At 30.2% G+C, this 22,033-nt stretch carries 17 protein-coding genes and 1 pseudogene; 11 read left to right on the forward strand and 7 right to left on the reverse strand.

What is annotated here, in order from left to right; genetic code table 11:
• Positions 1-812 precede the first annotated feature (812 nt).
• Positions 813-2,333 (forward strand): annotated as a pseudogene (locus L8X28_RS08455) (DNA translocase FtsK); the annotation flags it as partial.
• Here L8X28_RS08455 and mltG read toward each other — a convergent pair.
• Positions 2,334-3,287 (reverse strand): endolytic transglycosylase MltG, encoded by a 954-nt coding sequence (mltG, locus tag L8X28_RS06965; protein ID WP_263665908.1) that lies wholly within the window; start codon positions 3,285-3,287, stop codon positions 2,334-2,336.
• Between mltG and L8X28_RS06970 the strand changes: the two genes are divergently transcribed.
• The 10 genes from L8X28_RS06970 to L8X28_RS07015 all read left to right on the forward strand — a co-directional run bounded on the left by L8X28_RS06970 (position 3,274) and on the right by L8X28_RS07015 (position 13,145).
• Complete coding sequence (locus L8X28_RS06970; RefSeq protein WP_263665909.1) at positions 3,274-5,775, forward strand: AsmA-like C-terminal domain-containing protein; 2,502 nt, start codon at positions 3,274-3,276, stop codon at positions 5,773-5,775. The two genes, mltG and L8X28_RS06970, sit on opposite strands and share 14 nt — an antisense overlap.
• Before the next feature lie 18 nt (positions 5,776-5,793).
• Positions 5,794-6,690 (forward strand): malate dehydrogenase, encoded by an 897-nt coding sequence (locus L8X28_RS06975; RefSeq protein ID WP_263665910.1) that lies wholly within the window; start codon positions 5,794-5,796, stop codon positions 6,688-6,690.
• A gap of 173 nt (positions 6,691-6,863) precedes the next feature.
• On the forward strand, positions 6,864-7,178 hold the full coding sequence (locus L8X28_RS06980; RefSeq protein ID WP_133318853.1) for a 4Fe-4S binding protein: 315 nt from the start codon (positions 6,864-6,866) through the stop codon (positions 7,176-7,178).
• A gap of 9 nt (positions 7,179-7,187) precedes the next feature.
• Complete coding sequence (locus L8X28_RS06985; RefSeq protein WP_263665911.1) at positions 7,188-8,312, forward strand: 2-oxoglutarate synthase subunit alpha; 1,125 nt, start codon at positions 7,188-7,190, stop codon at positions 8,310-8,312.
• A 1-nt stretch (position 8,313) separates the two neighbouring features.
• Positions 8,314-9,159, forward strand: a complete 846-nt coding sequence (locus L8X28_RS06990) for a 2-oxoglutarate ferredoxin oxidoreductase subunit beta (RefSeq protein ID WP_133318855.1) — start codon at positions 8,314-8,316, stop codon at positions 9,157-9,159.
• Complete coding sequence (locus L8X28_RS06995) at positions 9,156-9,713, forward strand: 2-oxoacid:acceptor oxidoreductase family protein (protein ID WP_263660781.1); 558 nt, start codon at positions 9,156-9,158, stop codon at positions 9,711-9,713. The genes L8X28_RS06990 and L8X28_RS06995 overlap by 4 nt, the downstream gene beginning before the upstream one ends.
• An 85-nt stretch (positions 9,714-9,798) precedes the next feature.
• Positions 9,799-11,508, forward strand: coding sequence for an acetolactate synthase large subunit (locus L8X28_RS07000; RefSeq protein WP_263665912.1), 1,710 nt, complete (start codon positions 9,799-9,801; stop codon positions 11,506-11,508).
• The gene (gene ilvN / locus L8X28_RS07005) at positions 11,505-11,972 is read left to right on the forward strand and encodes an acetolactate synthase small subunit (protein WP_039628356.1); all 468 of its coding nucleotides are present in this window, start codon (positions 11,505-11,507) and stop codon (positions 11,970-11,972) included. Before L8X28_RS07000 ends, ilvN begins: the two co-directional genes overlap by 4 nt.
• A complete protein-coding gene (gene lpxD, locus L8X28_RS07010) occupies positions 11,969-12,928 on the forward strand; it encodes a UDP-3-O-(3-hydroxymyristoyl)glucosamine N-acyltransferase (RefSeq protein ID WP_263665913.1) in 960 nt (319 codons plus the stop codon). Before ilvN ends, lpxD begins: the two co-directional genes overlap by 4 nt.
• Positions 12,921-13,145: a hypothetical protein gene (locus L8X28_RS07015; protein WP_133318859.1), complete on the forward strand. Its 225-nt coding sequence runs from the start codon at positions 12,921-12,923 to the stop codon at positions 13,143-13,145. Before lpxD ends, L8X28_RS07015 begins: the two co-directional genes overlap by 8 nt.
• 1 nt (position 13,146) lies before the next feature.
• Here L8X28_RS07015 and ccsA read toward each other — a convergent pair whose 3' ends face one another.
• From ccsA to ftnA, 6 genes are all read right to left on the reverse strand, one after another.
• Positions 13,147-15,846 (reverse strand): cytochrome c biogenesis protein, encoded by a 2,700-nt coding sequence (ccsA, locus tag L8X28_RS07020; protein ID WP_263665914.1) that lies wholly within the window; start codon positions 15,844-15,846, stop codon positions 13,147-13,149.
• A gap of 9 nt (positions 15,847-15,855) precedes the next feature.
• Positions 15,856-16,455, reverse strand: a complete 600-nt coding sequence (locus L8X28_RS07025; RefSeq protein ID WP_263665915.1) for a SoxW family protein — start codon at positions 16,453-16,455, stop codon at positions 15,856-15,858.
• A 56-nt stretch (positions 16,456-16,511) separates the two neighbouring features.
• Positions 16,512-18,530, reverse strand: a complete 2,019-nt coding sequence (locus L8X28_RS07030; protein WP_412175530.1) for a rhodanese-like domain-containing protein — start codon at positions 18,528-18,530, stop codon at positions 16,512-16,514.
• 95 nt (positions 18,531-18,625) lie between these two features.
• Positions 18,626-20,563: a cytochrome c family protein gene (locus tag L8X28_RS07035; protein WP_263665917.1), complete on the reverse strand. Its 1,938-nt coding sequence runs from the start codon at positions 20,561-20,563 to the stop codon at positions 18,626-18,628.
• Between the two features lie 182 nt (positions 20,564-20,745).
• The gene (locus L8X28_RS07040; RefSeq protein ID WP_220566402.1) at positions 20,746-21,381 is read right to left on the reverse strand and encodes a helix-turn-helix transcriptional regulator; all 636 of its coding nucleotides are present in this window, start codon (positions 21,379-21,381) and stop codon (positions 20,746-20,748) included.
• Positions 21,382-21,486: 105 nt separating this feature from the next.
• Positions 21,487-21,981 (reverse strand): non-heme ferritin, encoded by a 495-nt coding sequence (gene ftnA / locus L8X28_RS07045; protein WP_220566403.1) that lies wholly within the window; start codon positions 21,979-21,981, stop codon positions 21,487-21,489.
• Positions 21,982-22,033 lie beyond the last annotated feature (52 nt).

The following is a 22,033-nucleotide window of genomic DNA, read 5'->3' on the forward strand; positions in this document are numbered from 1 at the left end:
AATATGAAAATGAAACTAAAGAAGAGCAAGAAAAGCTCAAACAAGAGCTTTTAATTAAAGATAAAACAGAAGAACTTATCAAGGAAAAAGAGCTACCAAAAAAAGAAATCCAAGAGAATAAAAAATTTAACCTTGAAGATTTAAAAAATCAAGAATTAGAAGAGGTTGTGATTAGTGAAGAGGATAAAAAGCTAGGTTCAAGTTATATTCATGAGCTTTCAGAGCCTATTGCAAGTTTTGCTCAAAAAGCTAGTCAAATAAATATAAAGGAAGATGAAATGACCCCTGAAGAGTATTTATTAAAATACAAAAATAAAAGTGAAGATATTTATACTCAAACTTTAAAAAGTAAAAATTTAGATGAACCAAGCTATAAAAGACGCAATATGGATTTAAACGAAAACAAAGAAGAGGTGATAGAAGAAAATTCTTTGTTTGCCAAAGAGCTTAAAGAGCGTGAACAAATGCTACAAAAAGCTAAATTGTTAGAAGAATATAAAGCCTTGCAAAAAGAAAAAATCTTAGAAGAGCTTAATGAGGATTTTAAAAAAATTGAAGAATTAAATGCTATAGAAGCACAAAAAGAAGCTGAGTTTAAAAAAATTCAAAATAAAACTAGCTTTTTAGGGGTAAAAGAATTTAAAGATGAAGATTTTATTCCACAAAATGAAGTAAAAGAACTTGATTTTAGTGAAGATGATTTTGCCAAGCCTATTAGTATAGAAGAGCTAAGAAGTAAAAGAAACTATGAAAGTCCTTTTGTAGTAGAAGAAGCACAAAATGAAGTTAAAGAAGAAAAAATTCCATTTGAGATTACCCAAGAGCCTATAATAGAAGTAATAGAAAATAAAACACACCATTCTATCACTAATGAAGTGAGTGAAAATAAAGCTTTATTAAAAGATCTTGACTTTGGGAATTTTGAAAAACCAAAAGATTTTTCTTTACCACCCTTAGATTTTTTAACTATGCCAAAAGAAGGCAAAAGCGAGATAAATGAAGAAGAAATAGATAGAAAAATTTATGATTTATTGGAAAAATTAAGACGCTTTAAAATAGGTGGCGATGTAGTTAGAACTTACACAGGTCCTGTTGTAACTACTTTTGAATTTCGCCCAGCAGCAGATGTTAAAGTAAGTAAAATTTTATCATTACAAGATGATTTAGCTATGGCTTTAAAAGCTCAAACTATAAGAATTCAAGCTCCAATTCCAGGTAAAGATGTAGTGGGAATTGAAGTTCCAAATGAAAAAATCGATACGATTTACTTAAGAGAAATTTTAGAAAGTGAGGTATTTAAAAATTCTAGCTCACCTTTAACTATAGCTTTAGGTAAAGATATAGTAGGCGATCCTTTCATCACAGATCTTAAAAAGCTTCCTCATCTTTTAATAGCAGGAACTACAGGAAGTGGTAAAAGTGTGGGTATAAATTCTATGCTTTTATCTTTGCTTTATAGAAATTCGCCAAAAACCTTAAGACTTATGATGATAGATCCTAAAATGCTTGAATTTAGTATTTATAATGATATTCCACATTTACTTACACCGGTAATTACTGATCCTAAAAAGGCGGTAAATGCTTTATCAAATATGGTGGCTGAAATGGAACGCAGATATCGTTTGATGGCTGAAGCAAAAACTAAAAATATAGAAAATTACAATGAAAAGATCAAAGAACAAGGTGGAGAAATTTTACCATTTATTGTAGTGATTATTGATGAGTTGGCTGATTTAATGATGACAGCAGGTAAGGATGTAGAGTTTTATATAGGTCGTTTAGCACAAATGGCAAGAGCAAGTGGAATTCACTTGATCGTAGCCACGCAACGCCCTTCAGTAGATGTTGTTACTGGTGTTGTAAAAGCAAATTTACCAAGTAGAATTTCTTATAAAGTAGGGCAAAAGATAGATTCTAAGGTTATTTTAGATTCTATGGGAGCTGAAAGTTTATTAGGGCGTGGAGATTGTTTATTTACTCCTCCTGGTATGAGTGGTTTAGTGCGTTTGCACGCACCTTTTGCAAGCGAAAATGAAATCGAAAATATTGTAGAGTTTTTAAAAGCTCAACAAGTAGTAGAATATGATGAGAGCTTTTTAAAAGATGATAGTCAAGATGGAGCTTATAAAAGAAGTGAATTTGACGATGGAGATTTAGATGAACTTTATGAAGAAGCAAAGGCTGTAATCTTAGAAGATAGAAAAACTAGTATTTCTTATTTGCAAAGACGCTTAAAAATAGGTTACAACCGCGCAGCAAATATCATAGAACAACTTTCACAAACAGGTGTTTTAAGCGAACCTGATGCAAAAGGCCAAAGAGAAATTTTATAATCAATTTCTTATTGCCTTGTTATGATCTTTTAAAGTAGAGGTAAAAATATGCTTATTGGTTTTTTTATCTCTTACAAAGTATAAATATTCTGTTTTAGCAGGAAAAATAGCCGCCTTAATAGCTTCAAATGAAACATTACACACAGCTTCTTTTGGTATGCCATTAAATTTATAAGTATTGTAAGAACTATTATCTGATCTTATTCTTTGTGGAGTGATTTTTTCATGAGAGTATTTTCCATAATTTAATGTCCCATCCATTTGAAGCTTCATGCCTTTTCTTAAGCGATTTCTAATCACAGATGAAACTATAGGCATTTCTTCATTACTCGCTGCTTCTTTTTGTATAATGGAAGCAATGATGATATATTCATGCCATTTTTTTTCATTGTATTCTCTAAAAATTTTATAAGAAAGTTTTTTAAATTCACTTGCAGAGTAAGCTAAAAGATATTTTACTAAAAGCTCTTCTGTAATGCCTTTTGGAATTTTATAAGTTTCGGGAAAAAGCATACCTTCTTTAAAAGGGCTTTGTTTGTAAAATTCTTGCATTAAGGTTTTGGCATTTAAATTTAACTTTGGTGCTAATTCTTCAAAGAAAAATTCAGTCGTTTCCCCAGGAATTAAAGTAATAGTTTCAAGTGCTGCCTTAGCGACGGTAAGCTTATGTAAAAATTCAGCTCTATTTAGTTCTTTTGTGCCTATATTTATCCAGCCAGATTGTGGATGGCCTAAAAAATATAAAGTATATTTGTCAATATTGCTCATTTTATAGTTATTTTTATCTAATTGCGTTATAATCTTACTAACAGAACCTTGTGGTATAAAAACTACAGAGTTTGTTTTTATAGGTAAAAGTAGATAATAAAAAATGGATAAAAGAAAAATTAAAATCAAATCACAACATATTAAAAAAATTCTTAAATTTTTAGCATTACCTATGATACTTTTCATTGTTTTGTTTATTTACCTCAAAAATGGAATTTACATAGAAAAATTAGAAATTTCTTCTATTAATTTGGAGAAATTATATATTAAATTAGATAAAAAACTCATTTTAAATGCAAAAAAAGTTATAGTAAATTCTCAAAATCAAAACACTCAAAATGAAACTAGTGCGAGTAAAGCTGTACAGCTTATCAAAGATGTAAAATATATTTATTGGTTTTTTCAAGAAATCAATATAGATGAAATTTTTGTTAATAACTATCCCGTGGAATTAATTTATAAAAATAATCTATTTTTTGTAAACAGTAAAAATCTTTTAGTAAAAGTCAATTTAAAAATTAGTGATAAAAATATACAAGCTAATATTGATAATTTTCTTTTAAAAGATCATAACCTTAGTGTAGTTGGCTCTTTACTTATCAATCCTAAGACAAAATTTTATACTTTTAAAGGAGAAATTGATAGTGATTTTTTAAAAAGTGATGTCAAATTCTCACTTAAAAGAGAAGAGATTGCTTATGAATTAGAAAATATAAGCTCAAATAATATTTCAAAAATTTTTGATATTTTAGTGGAAAATGGAGTGCATTTGCCTTCTAATCTTGCTCTTTGGGTGGGCGGTAAGGTAAAGGCTGATTTTTATTTTATAGAGAAATTAAATGGCTTTGCAGATTTTGGAAAACATAGATATTATTTGAATGATATTAGTGCTAAAGGTTATGTAAATAACTTGAAAGTGGTTTTAGATAAAGGTATAGATCCTATCATTAGTCCTTTTGTAAGACTTGAATTTAATAAACAAAAACTAGAATTTATCTATGATAAATTATATTTTAACAATTACAATCTTAATCAAAGTCAAATTTATATAGACAATATGCTAAATGAAAAAGCAGGAATTTATATACGCATAAAAAGTGACAATGCTAGAGCTGATTATAGAGTGAATAAAATTTTGCGTTTATATGATATAAAATTACCATTTTTACAAAACAATGGTATTACAAAGACTGATTTAGTTTTGAAAATTCCTTTTGAACATCCTGAAAGAATTTCATATAAAGGAAATTTTGATATTGTAAATTCTAATATAAATATAAGTGACTTTAAAGTCATACAAGCAAATATTGATTTACAAAAAGATAAATTAGAGATTAAAAATGCAAGCGTACAAAGTGAATTAATCAGCGGTGATTTTAATGCAAGTATTGATTTAAAGCAAAAAAAAGGTGATTTTAAGACCTTTATAACAAATTTAAAATTACCACAAGATAGCTTAAAAATGGAAAATAAATTTCTTGATTTAGATCTTAACTATGATAAAAATATCAGTTTATATAATAAAGAGCTTACTACGACTCTAAATTTTGATCAAGGTATGTCTGTTTATGTTGCTAAGCTTGCAAAGTATAAGACTTATTCTAAATTAATGCAAAAAAATAATGTGCATGATGGAGAGTTGTCATTAGATACTTTAAATTTTAAAGATTTTGATGTAGATATAAATAATACTACTTTTGAATCATTTTTACTCTATAAGGATAATAATCCTTATGAGTATGATAGTTTTAGTATAAAAATAAAAGGAGAAGATTTTAATTTAACTAGCGCAAGTGGTAGTGTTTTTGCACAAAAAGACAATGATGATATTAACATTACTTTAAATAATGTTAATTTATTATTTTCAGAACAAGATACAGAAAACACACTAGATAATCTTGAAAATTCAAATTATAATATCAGTGCTAAAAATATAGATTTGATCTTAAAAGATTTTAACAAAACTTTAGATTTTGATCAATTTAATGCTAAAATCAAAAAAGACTATATAAAAGCTTGGGCTAATAGAAATGAGTCTAAATTTGAGCTTTTGCTTAAAGAAAATCAAATGCAAATTAGAGCTTTAAAAATGGATGATGATTTTCTAAATACTTTTATGCGTCAAAATGTTTTTGAAAAAGGCGAGTTTAATCTTTATGTAGATGGTAATAGTACTGATTTTTTTAAAGGCAAATTTTTATTTAAAGATACTTATTTAAAAGATTTAAAATTTCATCAGCAACTCTTAAGTTTTATTGATACCATACCTAGTTTGATTTTATTTAAAGCCCCAACTTTTAATGAAAAAGGTTTTAGTGTAGAAAATGCTGGTATAAGTTTTAATCGCAAAAAAGATCTTTTTGAAATAGATGCGCTAAATTTTAATGGTGATAGTGCAGATATTTTAGGTCAAGCTAAAATCAATTTAAGAAGTAGTCAAGTGGATGGTTTATTAGAGCTTAGAACGCTAAAATCAGCTAGTTCGGTTATTTCTAAAGTTCCAATTATCAATCAAATCATATTAGGCAAAGACAGGCAAATTAGCACACAAATTAAACTAGGTGGAACAATTGATAATCCCGAGTTTAAAACTCAACTTATCGCACAGAGTTTGCAACTTCCTTATCATTTGATAAAAAATATTTTTGAATTACCGACAAATTTAGTTAAATAATACCACAAAGGAGCTAAGATGAAAATTACCATCATAGGAGCAGGAAATGTCGGTGCAAGCATTGCTTATGCTTTAATTTTAAGAGAATTAATAGATGAGATTATATTGATTGATATTAATAAAGACTTGCTTTTTGCTAGAGAATTAGAACTAAGTCAAAGCATAGCCGCTTTTAATTTTGATATTAAAATAACTTGTACGGATGATTATACATACTCAAAAGATTCTCAAGTGGTTATTTTTACTGCAGGTGTAGCTAGAAAAGAAGGTCAAAGTAGAGATGAGCTTTTTGCTATTAATTCTAAAATTATGCTTGAGTGTGCAAAAAATATTAAAAAATTTAACAACGATCCTTTGTTTATCATAGTAAGCAATCCTGTAGATTTTTTACTCAACGCTCTTTATGAAAGTAAATTATTTTCATTAAAAAAAATCATTGCTATGGCAGGTGTTTTAGATAATGCTAGATTTAAATACGAAGTGAGCAAAAAATTAGATATAAAAACTTCTTATATAGATACTAAGCTTATAGGTTTTCACAATGATAGTATGGTTTTGGTAAAATCTCAAAGTAAAGTGCAAAATAAAGCTTTAAGTGAAGTCTTAAATAAGCAAGATATTGTTCAAATTGAACAAGAGGTTAAAACCGGTGGTGCTAAAATTATAAAATATTTAAAAACTTCAGCCTATTTAGCTCCTGCTAGTGCTTGCGTGAGAATGATAGAGGCTTTAAAAAGTGGAGAATTTTTACCAGTATGTGTGATTTTAGATGGAGAATATGGCATAAGAGAAAAAGCTTTTGGAGTTATGGCAAGGATTAGTCTTGATGGGGTGCTTGAAACTTTAGAATTAAAATTAGACAATCAAGAACAAATTGCATTAGAAAATTCTTTTATTCAGTATAATTATAAATAATTTTTTAGGAGTTTTTTACTCCTAATGTTACTTTGTGTTATAAAATCTTATTAGTTTTATTTTATCTTTTAAATAATATTTAATCATGCTATAAATTCGCTATAATAAAAAGTTTGTTTTAAAAATAATTTTTAATAAAAAATCATTAGAAAATTACAAAAAACTAGAAAGGAATATTAATGATTGCTCCAGAGAATACACCAGTTTGGGTTGATGAAGCAAGATGTAAGGCTTGTAATATCTGTGTTAGCTATTGTCCAGCCGGAGTTTTAGCAATGAGAGATGAAATCAGTGCAGTTTTAGGACAGATGATAGAAGTGGTTCATCCTGATTCTTGTATAGGCTGTAGTGAATGTGAAAGTCACTGTCCTGATTTTGCGATTTTTGTTGCCAAAAGAGATGAATTTAAATTTGCAAAGCTTACACCAGAAGCTAAAGAAAGAGCACAAGCTGTTAAAGAAAATAAATATAAAAAACTAAATGCATAGGAAAACAAAATGAGAGAAGTTATATCAACAGGTAATGTTTTAGTAGCCAAAGCTGCGATTGATTGTGGCTGTAAATTTTTTGGTGGTTATCCAATTACCCCAAGTTCTGAAATAGCACATGAACTAAGCCATATGTTACCAAAAAATGATGGTACTTTTATACAGATGGAAGATGAAATTTCGGGTATTAGCGTGGCCTTAGGTGCTTCTATGAGTGGAGTAAAATCCATGACAGCAAGCAGCGGGCCGGGAATTTCTTTAAAAGCTGAACAAATTGGTTTGGGTTTTATAGCTGAAATTCCACTAGTAATTGTAAATGTTATGAGAGGTGGTCCTTCAACTGGTCTTCCAACAAGGGTTGCGCAAGGTGATTTATTTCAAGCAAAAGCTCCAACACATGGAGATTATGCAAGTATAGCTTTAGCTCCTGCTTCATTAGAAGAAGCTTACACTGAAACTATTAGAGCTTTTAATCTAGCTGAAAAATACATGACTCCAGTATTTTTGCTTTTAGATGAAACTATAGGACATATGAATGGTAAGGCAAAATTACCTGATTTGGAAGAATTAGAAATTATTAATCGTAAAAAATTTACGGGAGATAAAAAAGATTATAAACCTTATGCAGCAGGTGAAAATGAAGCTGCTACGCTAAATCCTTTCTTTGAAGGTTATCGTTATCATATCACAGGACTTCATCATGGAGACATAGGCTTTCCAACAGAAGATGGAGCGATAGTAGATAAAAATATGAAAAGATTGTTTGGTAAAATCAAAAATAATACTAATGAAATTTGTACTTATGAAGAGTTTATGTGTGATGATGCGCAGTTTTTAATCATTGCTTATGGAAGCGTTGCAAGATCTGCTAAAGAAGCTATCTTAAGACTTAGAGAAGAGGGTTTAAAAGTAGGGCTTTTTAGACCTATTACGCTTTATCCAGTAGCTGAGAAAAAAATAGCTCAAGTGGTATCTAAATTTGAAAAAGTTATGGTAAGTGAGCTTAATATGGGGCAATATTTAGAAGAAATTCAAAGAGTAAGCAAAAGAGATGATTTTATTAGCTTGCACCGTGCAAATGGTCGCCCTATAACCCCAAGTGAAATTATTGCTAAAGTAAAGGAGAATATGTAAAATGGCTTTTAATTATGATGAATATTTAAGAGTAGATAAACTTCCAACACAATGGTGCTGGGGTTGTGGGGATGGTGTTGTTTTAAAAGCTATTATTAGAGCTATTCAAAAACTTGGCTGGAATATGGATGATGTTTGTTTAGTTTCTGGTATAGGTTGTAGTGGTAGAATGAGTTCTTATGTAAATTGCAATACAGTCCATACTACTCATGGTCGAGCTATTGCTTATGCAACAGGGATTAAACTAGCAAACCCTAAAAAACATGTAATCGTAGTAAGCGGAGATGGCGATACTTTAGCAATTGGTGGAAATCATACCATCCATGGATGTAGAAGAAATATAGATTTAACTCATATTTTAATCAATAATTTTATTTATGGTCTTACAAATTCACAAACTTCACCAACTACACCACAAGGCTTTTACACTGTTACAGCTCAAGCAGGTAATATAGACCCAAATTTTGATGCTTGTGAGCTTACTAAAGCCGCTGGGGCTTCTTTTGTAGCAAGAACAAATGTTATAGAGGCAAATAAGCTTGAAAATATCATTTTTAAAGCTTTATCTCACAAAGGTTATAGTTTTGTAGATGTATTTTCAAACTGCCATATTAACCTAGGTAGAAAAAACAAAATGGGCGAAGCTGTAAGCATGCTTGATTGGATTAAAAATCGTTGTGTTGAAAAGTCTAAATTTGAACAATTAGACTATGAACAAAGAGCGGATAAATTCCCTACAGGAATTTTACACCAAGATGAAAGCAAAGCAGAATATTGTGAAGCTTATGAGGAAGTTAGAAGAGCCTTGAAAGAAAAAAGAATGGTTGATTTGGGAGTATTAAAATGAAATATCAATTAAGATTTTGTGGTGAAGGTGGACAAGGGGTTATCACTGCAGGTGAAATTCTAGCTAAAGCCGCCATTAAAGAAGGGCGTAATGCTTTTAAAGCTTCTACTTATACTTCTCAAGTTAGAGGTGGGCCAACTAAGGTTGATATTATCGTTGATGAAAATGAAATCTTTTTTCCTTATGCAGTGGAAGGTGAAGTTAGTTTTATGCTTTCAACTGCTGATAAAGGTTATCATAGTTTTAAAGACGGTGTTTGTGATGGTGGTGTTATAGTTATAGAGCCAAATTTAGTTCATCCAAGTAAAGAAGATTATACAAGATGGAAAATTTTTGAAATTCCTATTATTACTATAGCTAAAGAAGAAGTAGGGAATGTAGCTACTCAATCAGTGGTTGCTTTAGCTATAGCTGCTTATATGAGTAAATGTATTGATATTGATGCATTAAAACAAACTATGCTTGATATGGTACCTGCAAAAACTAAAGAGGCAAATGCAAAAGCTTTTGATTTAGGTATAGAATACGCTAAAAAAGCACAAGTAGTTTCTTGATTTTCAAGAAACTCTTTCTTGTAAAATAATATTTATTAAATTATCGTTATAATATTTTCCATTTTAAGCAAAAAGGTAAAATAAAATGAAAGAGCTAAATGGCTCGCAAATGATTTGTGAAGCATTAAAAGAAGAAAATGTTAAAGTAGTTTTTGGTTATCCTGGTGGTGCGGCTTTAAATATTTATGATGAAATTTACAAGCAAACTCATTTTAAACACATTTTAGTCAGACACGAGCAAGCGGCTTTACATAGCGCTGATGCTTATGCTAGAATGAGTGGTAAAGTTGGTGTGGCAGTAGTTACAAGTGGACCTGGTTTTACTAATACAGTTACAGGTTTAGCTACTGCTTATAGTGATTCTATACCTTTGGTTTTAATTTCAGCTCAAGTTGCAAATTCTTTAATAGGAACAGATGCTTTTCAAGAAATCGATGCTATAGGTATTTCAAGACCTTGTGTAAAGCATAATTATTTAGTAAAAAATATCGAAGAATTACCTAAAATTTTAAAAGAAGCTTTTTATATTGCTACAACAGGTAGAAAAGGGCCTGTGCATATTGATATACCTAAAGATGTTACTGCTGCTATGGGTGTATGGCATTATCCTAAAGAAATTTCTATGAAAACTTACAAGCCAACCTATAAAGGAAATATCAAGCAAATTAAAAAATTAGTAAGTTTGATTAAAAATGCCCAAAAACCTTTATTTTACCTAGGTGGAGGTTGTATAGCTTCTAATGCTAGTGACGAATTAAGAGATTTGATTCATTTTTGCCAAATTCCTGCAGTTGAAACTTTGATGGCTCTAGGGATTTTAAGAAGTGATGATGAGCTTAATTTAAAAATGGCAGGTATGCATGGAAGTTATTGTGCAAATATCGCTTTAAGTGAGTGTGATTTGCTCATTGCTGTGGGTGCTAGGTTTGATGATAGGATTACTGGTAAAACAAGTGAGTTTGCTAAGGGTGCAAAAATCGTTCATATTGATATAGATCCAAGCTCTATTTCTAAAATCATCGAAGCGCATTTTCCTATAGTTGGGGATATTAAAAGTGTTATTTTAGATACCTTAGAAGAATTAAAAAAAGAAAGTTTTGACAACACAAAATACCAAGAATGGTTTAAAACTTTACAAAACTATCAACAATTATATCCTTTAATCTATGAAGATAGTGATGAAGTTTTAAAACCTCAATGGGTTATAGAAGAATGTGCTAGATTAGCTCCTGATGCAAGGATAATTACTGATGTGGGGCAACATCAAATGTGGGTAGCGCAATTTTATCCTTTTAATTATGCTAGACAACTTGCAACAAGCGGTGGGCAAGGAACTATGGGGTATTCTTTACCGGCCGCACTTGGAGCTAAATTAGCTGTAGATGAAGAAGTTGTAATAAATTTTGTAGGCGATGGTTCTTTTTTAATGAATATACAAGAGCTAATGACAGCAAGTGCTTATGGAATTAAAGTGATTAATATCATTTTAAATAATTCTTTTTTAGGTATGGTAAGACAATGGCAAAGTATGTTTTATAAAGAAAGATTTTCTAATACAGATCTAACAAGTCAACCTGATTTTGTTACTATTGCTAAAGGTTTTCATTGTGAGGGTTATAATGTTTTTAATAAAGAAGAATTTCAAAAAGCTTTTAAAGCAGCCTTAGAATCTAAAAAAACTTGTGTTTTAAATGTAGCTATAGATCGTTATGAAGATGTATTACCTATGGTTCCTGCGGGCGGAGCTATTTATAATATGATTTTACCTAGCTATAAAAACAAGGATAAAAAATGAAAAGAAGAGTAATTTCTGTCATTGTATTAAATGAGCATGGGGTATTATCACGCGTTGTCGGGCTTTTTTCAGGGCGTGGTTACAATATAGAATCTCTTACGGTTGCTCCACTTGATGATAAAGAATTTTCAAGGATAAATATCGTTACTTTAGGTGATGAAAAAGTTTTTGAGCAAATTATTAAACAACTTCATAAACTCATACCTACTTATAAGGTAATTGATTCTAGTGATTTTATAGAAAAAGAAACAGCCTTGGTAAAGATTGCTTTAAATGAAAATTTTGCAGGCTTAGATGCCATATTAAAAGCTTATAATGGCAGTGTAACTTATAGTGATGATGAGTTTATTATAGTAATGGCAAGTGATAATGCAAAAAATATCGATAACTTTTTAAAAACCATGAAAAAGTATAATCCTATTAGTGTTGTTAGAAGTGGTTCTATTTTAATGGAGGTAAAATGAAAATTAGTGAAATTGCTAAATTTTTAGGCATAGAATATTGTGGAGATGATATAGAAATTACAGCTTTGAATTCTTTGAATAATGCAAGTTTTACTGAACTTAGTTATTGCGATGGAGAAAAAAACTCTAAAAAAATTGCAAGTAGTGGAGCTGGGGCTATATTAGTCTCCAAAGAATTTGAAAATTTAGTTTCAAAAGATTGTGTTAAATTAGTTGTTGATAATCCACATTTGTCTTTTGCGCTTTTAAGTAAGCTTTTTGCAAAACCTTTAATCTCTAGTGAAAAGAAAAATTCTAAAATCGCTAAAAGCGCCAAGATTATGCCAAATGTTTATATAGGCGAAAATGTCCAAATAGCTGATCATGTAGTAATAATGGCAGGAGCTTATATAGGTGATAATGTAAGTATAGGTGAATATACTATAATCCATCCAAATGTTGTGATTTATAATGACACTAAAATAGGTAAAAAATGTCATTTGTTGGCAAATTGTGTTATAGGTAGTGATGGTTTTGGCTATGCGCATACAAAAAATGGCGAGCATTATAAGATTTATCATAATGGAAATGTTATTCTAGAAGATTTTGTAGAAGTTGGAGCTTGCACGACTATTGATAGAGCAGTTTTTGAAAGCACTATCATAAAGCAAGGCACAAAGATTGATAATCTTGTTCAAGTAGGGCATAATTGTGAAGTAGGGGAGAATTGTCTTATAGTAGCTCAAAGTGGAATTTCAGGTTCAAGTATTTTGGGTAAAAATGTTACTATGGGTGGGCAAAGTGCTACAAGTGGACATTTAGAAATAGGAGATTTTGCTACCATAGCAGCAAGAGGTGGGGTCACTAAAAATTTAGAAGGTGCTAGGGTTTATGGTGGTTTTCCTATTATGCTTCAAAAAGATTGGTTGAAATTTCAAGCAAAAATTATCACAGCTTTTAGGGATAAACATGAGTAAAAAAATATTTAAAACTATAGAATTACATGGCAGTAAAAGTGGAGAAATAAGCCTTTGTAATCTTTCTAATCCTTATGGTATAGGAAGTAATGATGTCTTAAGTATAGGTGTGGCTTTGAAAAAAGAAAATGGAATAGATTGGAAAGTTCATATTCCTTATGAAAATTTAAAAGATCTTATCCATGCACTTCAAGAAATAGAAAAAAGCAAAGCCTAGTTTAAAAACTAGGCGTATTTAAATCCCTTTTTCTTCCTGCGTTAATAATTAAAACAAAATTAAGCACAATCAAAACATACACAAAAGTTGGTATAGGAAAAGCGTCACCATTTGCATAAGAATGGAGCCCAGAAAGATAAAAATTCACTCCAAAATAAGTCATTAATATGCTATAAAAGGCTAAAACACTAGCACTTGCAAAAACAAAAATAAAATAAGTTTTAAAAATAAATCTTAAGTGCAATACCATAGTATAAACTACAATAGAAATCAAAGCCCAAGTTTCTTTTGGATCCCAACCCCAATATCTTCCCCAGCTTTCATTAGCCCAAACTCCGCCTAAAAAATTTCCTATTGTAAGCATTGCAAATCCTATTATCATAGACATTTCATTAACGCAGTGTAATTTAATGATGTTTAAATCTATATTTTTATTTTTACCCCTTAAAGCAAAAAGAATTAAACTCAAAATCCCTATAATAGAACAAAGTGCTAAAAATCCATAACTTGCTGTTATAATAGAAACATGAATATTAAGCCAATATGATTTTAAAACAGGTACTAAATTCCCAATTTGAGGATCCATAAAGCCAAGATGAGCCACAAAAAGTGAAATGCCTGCTAAAAAACTCGCACCACATAAAGCCAAGAGTGATTTTTTAAAAAATATCACAGCGCTCATCGCACAAGCAAAAGCTATATAAATCATGCTTTCATAAGCATTACTCCAAGGAGCATGCCCACCTACATACCAACGAATGATTAAAGCTAGTGCATGTATGATTACACACATGTTTAAAATGATGTAAAAAAATCTATATACAAAGGCAGATAAAGAAATATTTTTTAATATAGTATAAAAACTTAAAAAGAAAAACACTAACGCAAAGCTAATATAAACAAAAGTTAGACTATCAAAGATATTATAATGATTAAGTAGTATTTCAAGATTTAATCTTTCTTTTGGCGGTAAAACACTACTTCCATAGTGATTTTGAAAATCTTTTAAAGATTGTAAAATTTCATTCGCATCTTGCCATTGATTATTTTCAACACCATTACGAACTTGTAAAAAATAGCTAACTAAAAGCATTTGTAAACGCTCTACATCTTCTTTTGCAAAAGGTAAAATTTGCACCGGAGAATACCACTTTAAACTTTGCTCATTAATATCAGGAAAAATAGTTAAAGCTTGACCGCTATAAATATAATATGCATGATTTATTTTTTCATCTAAGGCTAGTAAATCTTTATCGAAGTTAGTTCTTAGTGAGGGCTTTTTGCGGTTAGCTTCCTCAATATAATTACTAAGTTTATATACCCCATTATCAAACACATCATCAAATGCTATGTATTTTTCATTTATATCTGTGCCTATTAATTCTCTTAGCTTGCTTGTTTTTGTAGCTATCATTTTGATTTTTCTAAATTCTTTAGGATAAATCATCATTGCTAGAAAAATTTGATCATAGTGAAGATTTAAAAATTTTTCTTTTTGAGTGATTTTATAAACAAACTCCATTGCCAAAGTATCTAAAGGCTTGATTCTACCATTATGATCTTGCACAAGTAATCTTGCAAAATTTAAAGAATGTTCATAGGAATTCTTTTGCAAATTTGAGATTAAATTTAAAATTTCATTTTTATCTTCTTGTGCAAAAAGTGGAGTTTGTAAATTTGCAAAAAGCAAAATAAACAATACAAAACTTTGACCTTTTTTTAAGTAAATGCTTAAACGATGAAATCTTGAGTTTTTATCAAATAAAACCCATAAAAATCCCAAAATCAATAAAGTATAACCTATATAAGTAGGGATTTTACCAGGATCTTTATTAACTGAAAGTATAGTGCCTTGCTCATCTTGATCATAAGAGCTTTGAAAAAATCTATATCCACCATAATCAAGAACATTATTCATAAAAATATCATAATCTAAGTTAATATTATTTTGCTCATCCATGATTTGAATTTTTGAAGTGTAAGAAGATGGACTCATAGAGCCTAAATAACGCTCTAGTATAAAATCTTTTAAGTGTAATGCAAAAGGAAGCTTAATTTCTCTTGGTCCCCAATTGATAGTAAAATTTTTTCCCTGTAAGTTAAAATGCACTGCTTGTTTGTTTGTAAAATTTGGATTTAAGATTATTTGTGTATTTGCTTTTTGATAATTAATATTTAATTTTAAGCTAGCAGGTGTGATAGAGTCTTTTTGTGGAGTGTATTTGATAGAGCTTATGATTAATTTTTCGCCATTTAAGTCAATAGTTTTTTTAAAATGCTTTTGAGTTAGCGTGGTAAAGCTAATAGGAAATTCAAAACTAACATTAGCATCAAAATCAGTAATTTTTATAAATTCTTCCCTAGTAACTATGGTACTCGAGCTTTGATTTTCTCTTATATGCATTCCACCTTCTAAGCCAAAATATCTAGTAAGTCCAGCACCGATTAAAATCACTATAAAAGATAAATGTAAAAGCAAGATAGAGTATTTTTTCTTTTGAAAAAGCTTGTTATAAAATATCACTCCGATTAAATTTAAACCTAGTAATAAATGCAACATATCAAACCAAGCATTATTATAAATCAAAGCTTTAGCTGCGCTAATACCAAAATCATTTTCTATAAAGGTTGCCACAGCACAAGCTATAGCATATATACTCATTAGTAAAAAACTCATTGCAAAAGAAAAAAAATACTGCATTTTTAACCTTTAAATATTATTTTCTTTATAAAAATGTATGAGTTTTTGTGCTATAGCTGCTTCGTCTAAATTTTGATTTTCTTTTTGGTTTAAAAACTCCATTGTAGCGCTTAGTCTTTTTGCGCTAATAAAACCAGGATAATTTAGCAAAGTTTGGCTGTTTTTGTTTAAAATTACAATAGTAGGGGTGGCTACTATATCATAAATACTAGAAAGTTCAGCTGTGCTTAAGTCGCTTTTATGGTTTTTATAAAATGTATGAATTTTTTTATAGCTTATATTTATATAATATGAGCTGTATTTGTCTTTTATAAGTTCTTGTATTTTTTTATCATTTTTAATTTCTTCTTTTAATTTATCACAATAAAGGCAGTGATTTGCGCTGAAAATGATTAAAATGTTTTTATCATCACTTTTTATATTTGTATTATCTTTAAATAAATAGGCTATTTCTTCATAAGATTTTTTATCTAAATCATTTGCTTTTTGTAAATTTTCTTTAGAAAATTGTGTGCCACTTGAGATTAAATTAGAATCAAGTTTTTCTTCATTAGAACAAGCTATAAAAAAAATACTTAAAAAACTAAGTGAGAGTATTGTTTTAAACATTTAAAATCCTTGAAAAAATTAGGAAAAGTCCTTATTCGCTATTATAGCGAATAAGGTTATAAGATAGTGTTAAAGAAAGTATAAAGCATTAAAAATAAAAATACTAAGCCAGTGATTAGCATTGCAAATCCTGCAAGTTTAGCTAGCCATTGATATGCTTTGAAGTTACTTTTATTTTCATATAAAGTGCTTAATTTTCCACTTTCTTTTAAGCGTTTATACCATACATTTCTTTCTTGTTTAATCTCTTCTTCGCTAATACTTCCTGAAAAAATCACCATATCCATAGGGAAGCGATCTGCTCTAAAATGCGTATTAAAGAAGTGAATTGCAAAAATAAATCCTGTAGCAAGTAAAGCTTCATCAGAGTGAAGTAGGGTTGCTAAGTTGATTGCTTCACCTGGTAAAAATTTACCAAAGAAAGCAGGAAACCATAAAATAAGCCCTGAAATACCAATGATAAACATACCCCAAAATACTGCTAGATAGTCAAATTTTTCCCAATAAGTCCAGCGATCAAATTGCGGTCTTGGTCCAAAACCAAAGAACCATTTAAAATGATCTTTCATATCTTTAAAATCTTGCCAATTTGGCATTAAAGAATCAGGCCCAAAAGTAGCTTTTAAAACTTTCATAAAGCTTATTTTGCCAGTTATTGGATCCCTTGCTACATCACGGCGTTTCCAATTTACGATGATGATTTCTCCAATGTGAGAGAAAAATACTGCAAACATTACTATGGCTGAAATATGATGTATAGTTGCAGCGTTAATGATATCTCCACCGCTTAAATCAATCATAGGTTTAGCCCATGTTGAATCATAGAATTTTTGCGGTAAGCCTGAGAATGCAAGACCCAAAAAGCTAACTGCCATAAAAAAATGCTGAATTCTATGGAAAGTGCTAAATCTTCTTACTCTTACTTTATCTTCATGTGCTGCTTTTCTTGCTTCTTTCCATTCTTTAGGATATTTTATACGCATAGCAATTAAACGCAAGCACCAAAGTATAGTATGGGCTCCAAAGAAAACAAATACAGAGATGACTAAAATAGTCATGAATATATAAGCACCATGTAATCCAGGATATTTTTCGCCATCACTATGATCAGCATGTGCCATCCAATTTGCGAAATTTTCATTTGCATTTGGGTGGCATGATTTACAAGTTTGAACACGGTTAATTGGCGAGAGAGTTGAGCTTCTTTCGCTTGATTTTAAAATATTATGTTTTCCATGACAATCAGAACAAGTAGCAACACTTGGAGTTTCACCTGGAGTGCTTAAAAACATACCTTTACCATGAAAAGTCATATGAAAAGTTGCACTTTTTTGTTTATGACATTGTGCGCATTTTTGATCGACTAATTGTTTTTGTGAATAAATTCCTGAATGTTTTGGGGTAATATGAATAGAGTGACAAGTTGCACAAGATGGTTTTTCTTTTTTCTTTTGCATATCTTGAGCGGGTAAGAACTTTTCTACTCCATGAGCGCTTTCTGCTAAAGCATTGCTTGCTTTTTCATGACAAGTTGCACATTTTTGATTGATTAGGTTTTTATTTGCTGCAATATCAGCTCTAATGCCTTTACCTTTTTGAGCATGACAATCACGACAAGATGGGGTGTTGCTAAATTTAAATCTTGAGTGGATAGTGTCTTTAAATTCGATAATTTCTTTAGCTTTTTCCCATTTAACTGTGTCTATTTTTTCAACTTTTCTACCTGAAGTTACCCATGATTCTATACCATCAAGCATTACAACAGAGTTCTTATAGCCAAGTTCTATAGCAACTGCAGCTGCTTGAGAAGCTTCAAATCTAAAACGATTTAAACCATAAAATACTAAATTTGCATTTTTATTATTAGGTAATAAATTTTGCCAATTTTCCACATAGGTTGATATGGAATTAGGTATATAACCATTAGCTTGTCTATCTTGCTCTGAATTGACATCAAAAAAATAAGTATTGTTTTGATCTAGCATTTCTTGAGCTTGTGCTAAGCTAATGCTTTTTACACCTTCTATTGAGCCTATTTCTCCATTAGCCTCAGCAAAAATAAATCCTGATGGCATAAAAAGAGTAAAAAGCACAATAAAAAGTCGAGTAATTAAATTTTTCAAGACTAGCTCCTTATTTTAAGGAAGAATTTTTCATTCTTCCTTTGTTTTTATTTACCATTTAGGATATTTTGTGCTTCTTGGATATAAATTAAAGCTTCTTCTATGATTTTCTTAGAATAAGCAGGTCCATGAACACCCCAAGAACCATCTTTTTCTAGTCTATCAGCTATGGCTTGAGCTTGATTAGTTAAGCTTAATACTTTTGATTTTTGCTCTATTGAAAGTTTATTTTTTTCAGCAAAAGTTTTATCAATATTTGCTATGCCTTTTCTAATTTTCTCATATCCTTCTTTAACAGGGTTTTGCCACTGCATTACTTTATCATAAATCATTTCTTGATTGCTAAAGTGAAGTTTTTCAGGTAAGGTTGATTGTACAGGACTATGACAACCACTTGCACCAGGACCCATTAGGTTAATATCACTAAAACTAGTTCTACCACAACTCCACATTAAATCAAGGAAAAATCTACCTTCATCATCTCTAGCTATAGTCCAACCACCAACTTTAGGCGATCTTTCTTTACCTTCTGGTGGATTAAGTGTTTTTGCGGTTTTATCTACTTTGATATTCCAAATATGTGAAGCTCTAACATTATCAAATCCACCTTTATCAGGGTTTTGAACCGCTCCAAAGTTTTCGCAACTCATCATATTTGGCATGTGACAAGCTGTACAGTTATCTTTTGCGTGAATTCCACCTTTTTTGAAAAAGCTTGCTTGAGTTTCATGACAATCTTTGCAAGTTTTTTTAAGTTTTGTTTTAGTATAACCGCTTTTCCAACCATTAAAAGTTACTTCATGCGGATCATGACAAGTATTACATCTCATACCCTTATCGTAGTGTGCTGAAGAATACATTTGAGCGCCTTCTGTTCCACACGCAGGACAACTTGATTTAAAATATGCGTTGAAAGGTTTTCTAGGATTGATTTTAGCATCGGTTTCATTGTATGAAAATCTTTGATGACATCTTTCACAATTTGATGGCATACCCGCACCTCTTGCTCCATAAAGATGTGCTCCAGCCCCATGGCATTCCTCGCAAGTAATACCTTTTGAGATGGTATGTTTTTGAAGTTCTTTTGGATTACCCAGTGCTTTGTAAAATTCTTCCTTGCTTTTAAAGTCAAATTTAAAAGTATGACAGGTTTCACAATACGCAGTAGCAGGTTGGAAAACCGCTTTTTCTTTATAGGTTGCAGCATAAGAGTTTGTTCCCCATACTTGAGAGCCATTTCCTCCAAAATCTTCCATTTTAGTAGGAAAACCAGGTGCAAATGCAGCTATTTTTTGTGCCATTTCAGGGGTTAAAAACTCACTCCAAAGTCTTGAAAATTGATTGCCTCCAGCGGTTAATTTACCACTTAAATCACTCAAATTTCCATCTTCAACATGGTAAGTTCCACGCACAAGCCATCTATCTATAAAACCATATTTTGTTCTTGGCGTTCCAATGAGAGCATAAACATCATTTGGATAAATTCCATCGGGTAAAATAGTAGCTTGAGAATTATACATAGGTTTTTTCAAACCTTCAGCTCCACCAACTTCTTCCATTTCATGTGGAAAACGCACGGTTTTTGCATGACGAGAGCGCTCCCAAGAAGCATATTGAGCAGGATGGCATTCACCACATTTTTTTGGACCCACAAATTTGTTTGGAAAATCCAAAAAAGATTCATAAGGCAAACGATAGGTAATAGAAGCTTGCTTTAAATCATGCTCGGCAGCAAATTTAGCTCCATTTTGATTTACAACCCAATTTTCAGTTCTATCACTATGGGTAAATTTACCCACTAAACGCCCTTCTTTTTCATATTTAAAAATAGGGTGATTTTTATAAAGATAATCAAAAAATGCATCTTCTTGAGCCACATAACCATCAAGGGTTCTAGGCTCTGAAGAAGCAAAAGCTTGTGTAGTCAAACTAATGCCCAATGCTAAACAAGCATAAGTGGCGACTTTAGCTAGTTTATGTTTCATAACTTCCCTTTCATGTAGTTTTGTTAAAAGATAAAAACACTCTTATTTATTATCTATTAACTTTTAAAACATAATTTTGACTATTTTTTAATAAAAATTAACTTAAAAATATAATTTATTAACTTTTTATTAATTTAAATAATAAAAATTATCATATAGAAAAAGAAGTTATTTGCTAAATATTAAATTCTACTAATAGTCCCTACTACCTTACCTACAATTAAAAAGTCTCCATTTTGATAATGAACATCCGCATAACTTAGGTTAAAAGAGTGTAAATAAACTCCGCCTTTATTGCTTTTAAAAATTTGTTTGATAAATAAACCATCTCTGGTATTTACTGCAAAAACTCCACCTTCTTTAAAGCTTTTGCTTTTATCTACTAAACACAAAGAATCATCTTTGATTTCAGGCTCCATGCTATCGCCTATACATGGGATGATATCACAATCTTTAGAGCCAAAAAAATCACTTAGTTTTTCATCTATAATCACTTCTGAAAAACTTACATTATCATTTAAAGCTCCACCTCCCATAGAAGCATTAACATCATAATATTTTAAAACATTATAGTTTAGATCATGCGTTAGAGTATTACTCTCAAGGGAATCTTCATAAAAAAACGCATTGATATTAATATTTCTCTCATTTAAAAAATGAAGTATTTGTTTATAAGGTATGGAATTTCTAAATTTCATACTATAAAAGGTATCAGGATTGATATTTAGCATCTTAGCTACATCAGAATCTTTGGCGTTTTTTATTCCTTCTTTTTGGAGTATAAATTTTAATTTATCAGTAATTTCATTCATTTGCATAAAAATCCTTTTAAATAAAAAGTATTTTAGCAAATTTAATTTTATTTTGCAAGAATTCTTTTAAATTAAAAGATATTTAGCTTCCAAATTTATGGAAGCTAAATATTATTTATTAGTCAGACTTTTGATGTATTGATCTACCATGTATAAGCCATTACCATTATCGCTTATGAGTTTGATTTTATCCACTATACCTCTAAAAAGCGCTTCCTCTTCGTGTTGTTCGCTTACATACCATTGTAGAAAATTAAAAGTAGAATAATCTTTACTTGAAAGCATAAAATCTACAAGATTATTAATAGAAGCAGTGATACTTTGCTCATGCTCAAAAGTTTTTTCAAATACATCAAGCAATGATTTAAAATCACTATCAGGTTTTTTAACTTCTTTTAATTCTACTTTAGAATCAGTTTCATTCAAATAAGTGATGAGTTTTCTAGCATGATCACTTTCTTCTCTTGCATGCTCGAACAAAAATGCCCCTGCACCATCAAAACTATGCTCATAGCACCATGAACTCATACTCAAATACAAATTTGCTGCATACATTTCTTTATTAATTTGCTCATTTAATAAAGCTACTACTTCTTTTGAAAGCATTTTCTCTCCTTTAAGTGTTATTGCTTTATTATATTAATATAGTTTTATTAAA

Origin of the sequence: Campylobacter sp. CNRCH_2016_0050h, assembly GCF_025772605.1 — a bacterium.
Classification (GTDB): Bacteria; Campylobacterota; Campylobacteria; order Campylobacterales; family Campylobacteraceae; genus Campylobacter_D; species Campylobacter_D lari_D.